Source organism: Paenibacillus sp. EC2-1 (assembly GCF_049311625.1).
GTDB lineage: Bacteria > Bacillota > Bacilli > Paenibacillales > Paenibacillaceae > Paenibacillus_AQ.
Genome location: NZ_CP186006.1, coordinates 2,976,410 through 2,988,050, shown reverse-complemented (window position 1 = coordinate 2,988,050; position 11,641 = coordinate 2,976,410). Strand labels below are relative to the sequence as shown.

Here is an 11,641-nt window from a genome sequence, read left to right as displayed (position 1 = left end):
CTGGAAATTTAAGGGGGGATTGTTCTGAAACAAGTGGTTATGAACAAGAGAGCAGCCTTTGTCCGGTTAGCCCGTGAGAAACAGCCGCTCCTTATAATGCAGAACTGGGCGTGGATCCTTGTTCGGGCGATACTCATCATCGGGCTATGCTTCGTTATTATCTACCCGTTGTTCTTCAAAATATCGATCGCCTTCAAGGATCGGGTGGATATGTTGGATCCGACCGTCCTCTGGCTGCCTAAGCATTTTACACTCGAAAATTTCAAATTTGCGGCAAATACGCTGCACTATGCGGATACGTTCTTCAATTCGCTCTTAATCTCGGTGATGACGACCGTCTTGCAGGTCATTTCATGCTCGCTTGCTGCATTTGGGTTTGCGAGGCTGAAATTCAAGGGAAGCGGGATTCTGTTTGCACTGGCCGTCTTCACAATTATCGTGCCTTCTCAGACCTTGATGATTCCGACGTACTTGAACTATCGCTTCTTCGATCTAGCGGGTCTCATTAGCTTATTCACCGGCGGTAACGGCGTTAACTTGCTGGATAGCTACTGGCCATTCATCCTGCAATCGGCGTTGGGGATGGGGATTAAGAGCGGGTTGTTCATCTTCATCTTCCGGCAGTTCTTCCGCGGCATTCCGAAGGAACTGGAAGAAGCTGCTTATATGGATGGCTGCGGTATTCTCCAGACCTTCTATCGCGTGATGCTGCCGAACGCGATAACGGCGATCGTCACCGTCTCGTTGTTTTCCTTCGTGTGGATGTGGAACGACAATTACTACGTGTCCTTGCTATTGACGCGGATCAAAGTCTTGTCGACGATGCTGCCAACAATGTGGACGGCGACACAGTTCGAAGACGGATTATATGCATACATGATTAAAAACACGGGCGAACTGCTGTTCATCGCGCCGATTATCGTACTCTTTGTTATCCTACAGCGCTATTTCGTTGAGAGTGTGGAACGTACGGGGATTGTTGGGTAACGGCGATCTCAATGATGGATCATACTGTATTGTATTGAAGCACTAAGAGAAACCACCCCGATCTTGCTGAAGTGCACCCCTTAAAATGGACATTAGAAAACCCTCGGGTAAACTAATGGACATTTGGGGGTGCATTTTTCATGGCAGAAAAAGGACGGAAGTTTAAAACGTATTGCACGCTTCCTTGCAGAAATATCACACAACCAGCAGAACCTGGAATCCGCGCTATCAGGAGAGACCAACACATATTTGAGGAGGCTAGTAATTAGGGATGGCGCATTGCTGCTGTTACTCAATTGATTATTCGTTGCGCCGTTTTAATGCTATGAGAACAACAACCGTGGAATGGATCGATGATATTTAACAGAGTGAACGAAAGAAGAGCTTATTTAATAACATAGAGTCACGTTTTCAGTGCACCACTTCATGCAGGCATTTGATCAAGCTTACCATTAATGTTTACGAGATGGATGTCTGAAGGATTGATTTACATCTTAAAACAATATTATGGATTCGAAGGTGATATATTATATTCTGTAGTAGCATCTACATATGTTTAACAATCTGATTAGAGAGGTGAGTCCATGGAGCTTAGACAGTTACATCCCAATGAATATGAAGCAAGTATGAAATTATCAGAGTATGCTTTTCATTTCTCATTCACGCCAGAAGATATGGAGAGAGGGAAGAAGCTTTTTAAACCAGAACAATACTGGGGAATCTTTGAAGGAGAAGCATTACAAGCTAAATTGACTTTAATTCCGTTCCAGATTTATCTGCAAGGCAGAATGATTGATATGGGAGGGATTGCAGGTGTTGCTACTTGGCCAGAGAATCGGCGTAAAGGTCATGTGGCTTCGCTACTGAAGCACACCCTCAAGCTTATGAAGAACCAAGGTCAGACCGTTTCTATGTTACATCCTTTCTCATTTCCTTTTTATCGCAAATTTGGTTGGGAGCTATTTACGGAGTTTAAGAGATACACGATCCCGGTGGAGCAGTTTCCACCCAAAATAGTCGTACCAGGAACTATAGTGAGAGACGTATCGGATATTTCGGTATTTAATTCACTCTATCAATCATTTGTTAAGAGATATAACGGAACTCTCGCGCGTGATGATGCATGGTGGAGAGAATCCGTGTTAAGGGAAGAGAAGTTCCGCGCCGTTTATTATTCGGCTAGTCAGGAGCCGCAGGGGTATGTGTTGTATGAGATACATGGTAAAGAGCTTACTTGTAATGAATTTGTCTATTTGAATGAAGATGCTCGCAGTGCACTGTGGACCTTTTTCTCGAATCATGATTCTCGTATCGATAAAGTGAAGTTGTCTATGGTTCCAAGTGACGATCAATTGCCATACATGTTACCCGATCCCCGCATTGCTCAAGAAATAGTTCCTTATTTTATGGCGCGCATTGTAGATTTAAAGTCCTTCATAGAGCAGTATTCGTTTGAGGGGAATCGAGAGAATGAAGTTCAATTCACCATTCGAGTGTCGGATGCTACAGCAGACTGGAATTCAGGTTGTTGGAAGCTATGCATCAAAGAGGATGGTAAAGCCGAGGTTACCTATCTTGGGGACCAAGAAGATATTCTGACAGATTTGTCGACGGATATCCAGACCCTATCTGCTCTGTTCTTGGGCTTTAAACGCCCTTGTGAGATGAATAAGATGAGACGCCTTCATGGTGATCCATTGAAAGTGACACAGTTTGAATCGGTGATTCCGAATGAACAAACGCTTCTTTTAGATCACTTTTAAAAAGTACTGTAAGTTGCGGACAAATCATAACTGGAATCTCAACGATAACGAAGAAGGAGTTAAATCTCCTTCTTTTTTCATGCTCAATTGTAAAATAAACTCAAGAATACACAGTATAAAGTGAAAATTACAACATATGAAAAATTCACAATAATAACCGGAATCATTCATACTCTCTTTAGTTCATACGAAATTATGCAAAATCCACACTTTACCTAACCACAAAATCAGTTTAAAAGGAACTCAAAGTGATGATCTCGGATTTTGACTGGACATTCAAACAACTATAATATAAACATAATGTACTTAATGGAGAGGATTATAGAGATGACACAAAAATTATATTACGATTCTGCATATCTAAAGCAATGGAAGACCACTGTTAGTAAGACCCTAGAGAAGCCCGACGGGCATTATGTCATTCTAGAAGAGACGGCTTTTTATCCGCATGGAGGGGGACAACCGTGTGATCTAGGTTATATTGAAGGAGTCCCCGTTCTTGATGTCATCAAGGAAGACGATCTGATATTACATAAGATAGAATCGATTCCAGAAGCGAAAGAAGTAACCTGTGAGATTGACTGGAATCGAAGATTTGATCATATGCAGCAGCACAGCGGACAGCATTTGTTGTCAGCGGTTTGTTTGGATTTATACCAAGCGACGACGCTAAGCTTTCATTTAGGAACTGACTACTGCACGATTGATGTTGAAGCTAAAGAGCTAAGTGCGATTGAATTAGATGCGATTGAACGTGAAGTGAATCTTCGTATCTATCAGAATCATCCTATTCTTAGCTATTGGGTTAGTGAAGAAGAGATGAAGTCTTTAAACCTTGTGAAACAGCCTAAAGTGACGGATCATATTCGCATAGTTGAAATTAAAGAAGTGGAGTATAACGCCTGCGGGGGAACACATGTATCTGCAACGGGTGAGATCGGAATGATTAAACTTCTCAAAACAGAGAAGCAAAAAGGAAACATTCGTATTTATTTTAAATGTGGATTCCGTGCGTTAGCGGAGTTTAATGATAGCCAGCAGATTTTGGGAGCTCTAACAACTAAGTTCAAAACTGGTAAAGACGAGATTATGGAACGGATTGTGAAATGGGAACAGGAGCAAAAAGAGCTTCAAGCTGAAGTTGCTATTCTGAAGGAAAAGAACAATGAGTTTATTGCTGAGCAATTGTTAGATGGAAGTGATCATGGTGTAGTTACATATATTTTTGACGACAAATCACTTAAAGAACTTCAGTCTTTGGCAAGTATGATTACCTCAAAAAGCGAATCGTATGTGCTACTGGCGTCTTCACTTGAGAACAAGGTTGTATTAGCGCATAACAACAGTTCAAGCCAGTCTTGCGGTGCATTTTTCAAATCTCATTTGACTCCGTACAGCGGAAAAGGTGGCGGCAGTGAAAAGATGGCTCAGGCGGCATTCCCTTCTTGGGAAGAAGCGCATGCTTTCTATGAATTTGCAGTTACTCATCTCCAAGCGTAATCAAATAAACAATATCTAAATGAAGCAGGAGTCCAAAAGATTATCAGCGAATTATTACGGGTAATATTAGTGATATTCTGGAGGTGTAAGGGATAATGGCTGCAGAAGTGATCAAAGTATATCGAGAGCATCTTCCTAAACTACGATTGATTGGTAAGATGTATTCCGATAAAGATCGAAATGCTGTTGGGAGTTTTGCGGACAAGTGGGATGAGTGGATCCATAATGGTTGGTTTGAAGAAATTGGCGGTCTGAGTGTGTTGCCTGAGTCTTACGGTGCAGCGTACGGGATGATGAGAATGAGCGGGAACCAACTTGAATATTGGATCGGTATGTTGTTTACTGAAAATACGGAAGTGCCTGAAGGCTACAGCTATGCTGACATCGCTGCAGGTGAAGTTGCTACCTGTTGGATCTATGGTAGAGACGATAATGGTGAGCTGTACGGTACCCTGCCTCACAATATGTGCATGGCGAAGATCGCCGAAGAGGGATGGCAACTACAAGATAACACCTGGTGTTTCGAGCGTTACGATCAAGTCCGTTTCTCTTCCCCTGATGAAAAAGGAAATGTTATTTTGGATTATGGCGTATATGTTAAGTAATGCAGACGAAGAAGAACCCCTGACCGCTTAATCACGGCTGGGGTTCTTTGCTGTGCCAAAGAAGAATCAGTTCTAACTAGTAGGAGTAGTCTTAACCCTTGATCGTCTAGATATATTTACATTAACAGTAGCGACAACAATACTTAGGAGCACTAGCGCTGCACCTATAAGAGCATTAGAATCCATAATTTCATCAGCAAACCAATAGCCAAACATGGCGGCAAATACCGGTTCCATAGAGAAGATCAGCCCGGTCTTCGTTGGTGAAGTGTATTTCTGAGCAACGACTTGTATGATGAAACCTAACGCGCTGCATACCAAGCTTAGAGCAAGGATCGCTACCCACCCGTCTGTCGTACTTGGGAAAACAGGCGTTTCGAAGATGATAGAGAAGATCAGACCATACACCCCAGCGAATCCCAATTGCAAAATACCAAGGTTTAGCGTATCAACCTTCTGAGCTGCTGAACCTACAACAAGAATATGTATAGCGTAAAAGCAGGCCGCAGCCATGCATAGAAAATCTCCAATCGCGAACGTGAATGGAAGCTTAATGGTTAGAAAGGCAATGCCGACTAAGGCGAGCAGGATGCTGATAAAGATTTTGTTTTCTATTTTCTTCTTATAAATAAAGCTACTGATCAGTGGAACAAATACAACAGTTAGGCTAACCAAAAAGCCTGCATTGGAAGTGGATGTGGTCTTCAGACCGAACGTAATCGCGGTGAATACAAGAAACAAGAGAAGGCCTAGTAACATAGCATAATAGAATGTCTTTCTATTTAAGTGCCGTAAACGACGGTGAAATAATGCTGCTGCAACGATAAAAGCCAATCCAAAGCGTAGGGCAACTAAATTAAATTCACCAAGTGTTCCAAGTCCCATTTTCATGAATAGATATGATGAGCCCCAACATATAGTGACGAAAAAAATAAGTAGATCGGCCTTGAGCGGTTTCAATGAAAATCCTCCTTCAGATAATTGAACTAGATCAGTATACTCACGTACAATATACAAGTAAAACGAATGTTTGTAATAATATACATGAGAAAAACTAATGTAAACATTGTGAGGGAGGATCACAGTTTGAGTATTAATAAATACAAAGTGTTCATGAAGGTTGTAGAGCTTCGAAGTTTAACCAAGGCTGCTGAAGTCATGGGATTTACACAGTCTGGTGTTAGCCATATCATGAATAGTCTTGAAGAAGAATTCGGATTTCTATTGCTCACTCGAAGCCGTTCCGGAGTTCAGCTAACGACCAATGGGGAAGAAGTGCTTAAGACGATTCGTGAGATCTTGAAGTGGAACGAGCATTTGGAACAGCAGGTCGCTTCTATTCATGGAATTGAGCTGGGAACCGTACATATTGGAACTTTTACAAGTGTTGGTGTTCACTGGTTACCAGGAATCATTCAAGATTTTCAAAAGGATTTCCCCCAGATCGAAATTCGATTAGCTGAGGGAGACTATAGGGAGATTGAGCAATGGATTGCCGAAGGGAAAATCGATTGTGGCTTTCTATCACTTCCGACTTGGGAATCATTCGATGTTATTCCTCTTCATCAGGACCCCATGTTAGTTCTATTACCATTAGATCATAAGCTTAGCTCTCAAACGGTTATCGACTTATCTCAGATTGCGAATGAACCTTTTATTATGCCGAGTAAAGGCTCAGATGATGATGTGAACCGAATCTTGAAGAATATGACGATTAAACCGGATATTAAGTATACGGTGGGTGATGACTATGCCATTATGGCTATGGTAGAGAAAGGACTAGGGATTAGTATTCTTCCAGAACTGGTGCTTCGAGGTCAGAAGCGAACAATTCAATTGTTACCCTTAAAAGAGCCTTGTCTGCGTTCACTTGGGATTGCGGTGAATTCTATGCGCCAGATGTCGCCAGCCACCAAACGATTTTTGAATTATGTTAAGAATTATCCGAAGTTGTAAAATTCGATAAATATATGCAAACGGACGGCGTCTGTCGAGTCATTGACTCAACAAATGCCGTCCGTTTTTTCTAATATTCAGGTGGAGGGCTTGCTCTGTGCCATAGAACTTAAATGTTGAATCTGGTCTTCCAGAACTGTACCAGCTTTCTCCAAAAATTGTGTTATAAGATCGAGTTCTTCAGGCGAATATGAGGAAATCAGATTTACCATTGCATTATGAAGCGGTACGTACGTATTTATGATTTCTTCTTTTTCTTCATATTGAGGAACGATAATAACCCTGCGGCGGTCACTCGGATCGTTCTCTCTACGAACATAACCATTTTTCTCTAGTCGATCAACTAATGCAGTAATGCTACCTGTAGCAAGTCCGGTATGTTTAGAAAGTTCTCCGGCAGTAATTGGACCAGTCTCGCGTAGAATATCTACCGAGATCAAGTCATTATTGTATAACCCGAGAGAGGCAGCTACATTTTGCTGATGTAAGATAATTCGAGTTCCTAAGCCACGCATTAGTGAAACAAATTGTTCTTGCTGGTCTGTAGTGTGATTTTTTTCATTGCTTGACAAAAGGGTAACCTCCTTCTAAGATGTTTAATATCTTGATAATCGAGATATTTGAAGAAAAAGATACTTTGTTATCAAATGATCATCTGATTTATTGTATCGAAACCAAGACGTAAAGACAAGAATTAGCTGGAGTTTTAGGTGAGGAGGATATGGTTCGTGAATGAGAGCATTGTTATTAAGGGTGCACGTGAGAACAATTTGAAAAATGTCTCCCTCTCGATTCCTAAGTATAAGCTTGTTGTTCTAACAGGCCCATCTGGATCGGGTAAATCGACGCTGGCTATGGACACACTTCAGCGGGAATGTCAGAGACAGTATATGGATTCCATGAGAATGTCATCCGATACCATTGGAAAACCGAAGGTTGATTCCATTCAAGGACTATCTCCTTCAATCAGTGTTGGGCAGCATGTCACTAATCGTAATCCGCGGTCTACCGTCGGGACAGTGACAGATATTTATACTTTTGTTCGGTTTATTTATTCGAGACTGGGGGAGCGGACTTGTCCATACTGTCAGGAGAATATTCAACCAACATATGAACCAGCGAGTGCATTAATTGACGACGATGAAGAATTCGAGTTTCAGACAATAGGCTGTCCGCATTGTGGGGCAGAACTAGAGCAATTAGGGATGTCACATTTTTCTTTCAATAAACCGGAAGGAGCTTGTGAATCTTGCAGTGGTCTAGGTCATGTGGCAACAATTAATGAAGATGCGGTCTTCAATCATGAGCTGAGCTTGAAGGAAGGGGGAGTTGCTTCCCTGAATGGGGTCCATCGTGATATCCAAATTCGTATTCTAGTAGCGGCTGGAAAGCATTTTGGTTTCGAATTCGATCCAGATCAGCCCTTGAAAGATTACGGCCAGGCGCAGCGTGATTTGTTGTACTACGGTGTGGAGAGTGAAGTATTCAAGAGCCATTATCCTGATATCAAACCTATTTCAGGAACGAAGTTTGAAGGGGTTATTCCTGGTTTGTGGCGGCGCTACAAAGAAAAGGAAGGCGAGAGTTTAACTCAAGAGAAGGACGGGGGCTTCTTCCGTGAACAGTTATGTCCGGAGTGTCTCGGAACACGCTTGAAGAATGAGGTGCGACTTGTACAGGTAGCTGGTGCATCTATCATTGAAGTCTGTGACTGGTCACTTAGAGAAGTATACCAATGGACCCAAAACTTAGAGTCCATGTTACCGCCAGAAGGGTTACATTTACTTCGACCGATTCTTGATGACATGCCTGAACGTCTAAAACGGATTATTGATGTGGGACTTGGTTATCTGTCTATGAATAGGCAGACAGTAACACTATCTGGCGGAGAAGCACAGCGCTTACGTCTTGCATCACTGCTTGGTTCAGGTTTGACGGGTGTTCTTTATATTCTTGATGAACCTACAACGGGTCTACATCCGCGGGATACGGTTGGCCTCATACGAGTACTTCAGGAATTACGTGATTTGGGAAATACGGTGCTTGTCATCGAGCATGATATAGAGATGATGCGGGCTGCCGATCATGTGATCGACATGGGACCAGGTGCTGGTGTGAATGGTGGAACTGTTGTGGGTGAAGGAAGCTTAGAAGATCTGATGGGGAGTGAGCTTTCCATAACAGGTGCATATCTGAGAGAAGAGAATATGTCAGTTCCCGCCCGCATTCGAAGAAAAGGCAACGGGCAGTTTATTACGATTCACGAAGCACATATTCGGAATGTTAATATTCATACACTATCAATTCCGTTAGGCTGTCTCGTATCCGTAACAGGAGTTTCAGGTTCAGGAAAATCTACGTTAGTATTCGATGTTCTAGCCAAAGGGATCTCGCATGGACAAGAGCAGCTGGGTTGTAAGGAGATTACGGGTTTAGATCAAGTAGGAAATATTGTGATCTTCGATCAATCGCCAATGGGAAGAATTCAGCGCTCTAATGTCGCGACATATACAGATGTATTTACACATCTGAGACAACTATTTGCTGGATTACCTGAAGCTAAGAAAAGAAAGCTTACAGCTAAATATTTCTCATTCAACACACCAGGTGGCCGCTGTGAAACATGTCAAGGACTCGGCGTATTATCTGTCGATATGAACTTCATGCCTGATCTGGAGGTGAAGTGTCACGATTGCAGAGGCAGAAGGTTTACGGATGAGGTCTTGCAAGTGAAGTTCCAAGGATATTCCATTTCAGATCTGCTGAATATGTCGGTGCAGGAAAGTTTTGATGTCCTCAAGTCAGAGTCCAAAATCGCAGGTATTATCGAGATGTTGTGTGAGGTTGGGCTTGGTTATCTTCAGTGGGGTCAATCGGTCAAAACCTTATCTGGTGGGGAAGGACAGCGTATTCGCCTCGCTAAAGAGCTGAGTAAACCATCCAAAAACCATACACTTTATCTATTAGATGAGCCTACAACGGGACTGCATCCATCTGATATCAAGCAACTTCATATTTTACTCAATAAGCTGGTCGATTCGGGAAATACCGTTATGGTTGTCGAGCATAGTCTAGAACTGATTCGAGAATCTGATTGGGTCATTGATATCGGTCCTGAAGGCGGAGCAGCAGGAGGTAATCTTGTAGCTGTGGGCACACCAGAAGATGTAGCACAAGTGTCAGCTTCCTATACAGGCAAGTTTTTGAGAAGGATTTTAGCAGAAGGGCTGTAGAAATCAATTGATTGATGTGGGGGAAACAACTAAGTGAAGGTAAAGGAAAATAAAATAGGTATTATAATTGCTGCGCTGCTGCTAGCTACGTTAATGGCTTCGATGGATAACACCATTACAGCAACAGCGATTGGTACGATTGTTGGAGACTTGGGCGGTTTCGATAAACTTATGTGGGTAACGTCTGCATATATGGTAGCAGAAATGGCTGGTATGCCGATTTTCGGTAAATTATCCGATATGTATGGTCGTAAACGCTTCTTTATATTCGGGATCATCGTATTTATGATCGGTTCTGCGCTATGTGGAACAGCAGAGTCCATTGTACAGTTGAGTATTTATCGTGCAATTCAAGGTATTGGTGGAGGGGCACTTGTTCCAATAGCCTTTACCATCATGTTCGATGTAGTAGCTCCTGAGAAACGGGGGAAGATCGGCGGATTATTTGGTGCTGCATATGGAATATCTAGTATTTTTGGCCCTCTTATTGGAGCGTATATAACGGATTATATCCATTGGAAGTGGATATTCTATATCAATTTGCCGGTAGGTCTTATTGCATTCGTTATGATTGCTTTCTTTTACAAAGAGTCTGTAGAGCACTCCAAGGAAAAAATCGACTATTTGGGTGCATTTACACTAGTGGCTTCGATCCTTTGTTTGATGTTTGCGATTGAACTTGGCGGTAAAGAATATGCTTGGAATTCCAGTATGATTATTGGATTGTTCTCAGCTTTTGTAGTGTTCATCGTTGCTTTTGTGTTCATTGAGCGCCGTGTGGAAGAACCTATTATTACCTTCGGCATGTTCAAAAATCGCCTCTACTCCTCTAGTAATGTAATGGCCATTTTTAGCGGTGCGGCTTTTATTACAGCATCTGTCTATATTCCAATCTATATACAAGGTGTATTTGGAGGCTCAGCTACAAGTTCGGGGCTTGTTCTCCTTCCGATGATGCTCGGATCCGTGGTTACGGCAGCGGGTGGGGGGTTCCTACTTAATAAATTTAATTATCGTTCCATCATGATATCGACATTGGTATTGTTGGTTCTCGGTATGGCACTACTCAGTACGTTAACGACGGATTCCTCACGTTTTATGGTAACAATCTTTATGATTCTAGTCGGTCTTGGAATTGGGTCCTCTTTCTCAGTACTCAGTAACGCTGCAATTCATGGATTCTCGGCAAAACAGCGCGGATCAGCAAGTTCAACACTTAGTTTTACGCGTGAGCTTGGTATGACGCTTGGAATTACCGTATTCGGTATTATTCAAAGTCATCTGTTTACGAATAAATTATCGTCTATGTTTAGCAGTGGCGGTCCAGTGCCGGATGGGGTGGATCTAAGCGATCCAAGTAAAATATTGACTCCAGATAGTAGGGGGCAAATTCCTACGCCAATTCTAGATAAAATCACAGAAGGATTGTCCTCATCACTTGTTCAAACTTTCGCTTGGGCGATTATTCCGGCAGTTATTGCTTTGCTGGCTGCATTTGCTATGAGCAAAGAAAAATTTGATCCAGCCTCTGAACTGGAAGAATATACAGTTTCGCACTAATCTTTGAAGTCCTGCTATTCGTAGCGGGACTTTTTTA

At 42.3% G+C, this 11,641-nt stretch carries 9 protein-coding genes; 7 read left to right on the top strand and 2 right to left on the bottom strand.

All coding sequences use genetic code 11. The annotated features are described in order from the left end of the window. Positions 1-39: 39 nt before the first annotated feature. From ACK8P5_RS14045 to ACK8P5_RS14030, 4 genes are all read left to right on the top strand, one after another. Positions 40-987 (top strand): carbohydrate ABC transporter permease, encoded by a 948-nt coding sequence (locus tag ACK8P5_RS14045; protein ID WP_422656899.1) that lies wholly within the window; start codon positions 40-42, stop codon positions 985-987. Positions 988-1,571: 584 nt separating this feature from the next. After that, the gene (locus ACK8P5_RS14040; RefSeq protein ID WP_422656898.1) at positions 1,572-2,750 is read left to right on the top strand and encodes a GNAT family N-acetyltransferase; all 1,179 of its coding nucleotides are present in this window, start codon (positions 1,572-1,574) and stop codon (positions 2,748-2,750) included. A 327-nt stretch (positions 2,751-3,077) separates the two neighbouring features. Beyond that, positions 3,078-4,250 carry an alanyl-tRNA editing protein gene (locus tag ACK8P5_RS14035; protein ID WP_422656897.1) on the top strand — a complete coding sequence of 391 codons (1,173 nt, stop codon included), beginning with the start codon at positions 3,078-3,080 and terminating at the stop codon, positions 4,248-4,250. A gap of 95 nt (positions 4,251-4,345) precedes the next feature. Then, entirely contained in the window at positions 4,346-4,855 is a 510-nt protein-coding gene (locus ACK8P5_RS14030; protein ID WP_422656896.1) for a GyrI-like domain-containing protein, read from the top strand. A gap of 72 nt (positions 4,856-4,927) precedes the next feature. On the opposite strand, the gene ACK8P5_RS14025 is transcribed toward ACK8P5_RS14030, so the two are convergent. Further along, positions 4,928-5,815, bottom strand: a complete 888-nt coding sequence (locus ACK8P5_RS14025) for a DMT family transporter (protein WP_422656895.1) — start codon at positions 5,813-5,815, stop codon at positions 4,928-4,930. Between the two features lie 126 nt (positions 5,816-5,941). On the opposite strand from ACK8P5_RS14025, the gene ACK8P5_RS14020 reads away from it, so the two are divergent. Next, positions 5,942-6,811 (top strand): LysR family transcriptional regulator, encoded by an 870-nt coding sequence (locus ACK8P5_RS14020; RefSeq protein ID WP_422656894.1) that lies wholly within the window; start codon positions 5,942-5,944, stop codon positions 6,809-6,811. A gap of 77 nt (positions 6,812-6,888) precedes the next feature. On the opposite strand, the gene ACK8P5_RS14015 is transcribed toward ACK8P5_RS14020, so the two are convergent. Further along, positions 6,889-7,326, bottom strand: a complete 438-nt coding sequence (locus tag ACK8P5_RS14015) for a MarR family winged helix-turn-helix transcriptional regulator (RefSeq protein ID WP_422661479.1) — start codon at positions 7,324-7,326, stop codon at positions 6,889-6,891. 213 nt (positions 7,327-7,539) lie between these two features. Here ACK8P5_RS14015 and uvrA point away from each other — a divergent pair, with 213 nt between their 5' ends. Both uvrA and ACK8P5_RS14005 read left to right on the top strand, forming a co-directional pair. Beyond that, positions 7,540-10,044 (top strand): excinuclease ABC subunit UvrA, encoded by a 2,505-nt coding sequence (gene uvrA / locus ACK8P5_RS14010; RefSeq protein WP_422656893.1) that lies wholly within the window; start codon positions 7,540-7,542, stop codon positions 10,042-10,044. A gap of 33 nt (positions 10,045-10,077) precedes the next feature. After that, positions 10,078-11,604, top strand: coding sequence for an MDR family MFS transporter (locus ACK8P5_RS14005; protein WP_422656892.1), 1,527 nt, complete (start codon positions 10,078-10,080; stop codon positions 11,602-11,604). Positions 11,605-11,641: the final 37 nt, after the last annotated feature.

What these genes read in the sequence shown, in the direction of transcription:
- ACK8P5_RS14045 (WP_422656899.1), top strand. Translation starts at nt 40, where the DNA reads ATGAACAAGAGAGCAGCCTTTGTCCGGTTAGCCCGTGAGAAACAGCCG.
- ACK8P5_RS14040 (WP_422656898.1), top strand. Translation starts at nt 1,572, where the DNA reads ATGGAGCTTAGACAGTTACATCCCAATGAATATGAAGCAAGTATGAAA.
- ACK8P5_RS14035 (WP_422656897.1), top strand. Translation starts at nt 3,078, where the DNA reads ATGACACAAAAATTATATTACGATTCTGCATATCTAAAGCAATGGAAG.
- ACK8P5_RS14030 (WP_422656896.1), top strand. Translation starts at nt 4,346, where the DNA reads ATGGCTGCAGAAGTGATCAAAGTATATCGAGAGCATCTTCCTAAACTA.
- ACK8P5_RS14015 (WP_422661479.1), bottom strand. Translation starts at nt 7,326, where the DNA reads ATGCGTGGCTTAGGAACTCGAATTATCTTACATCAGCAAAATGTAGCT.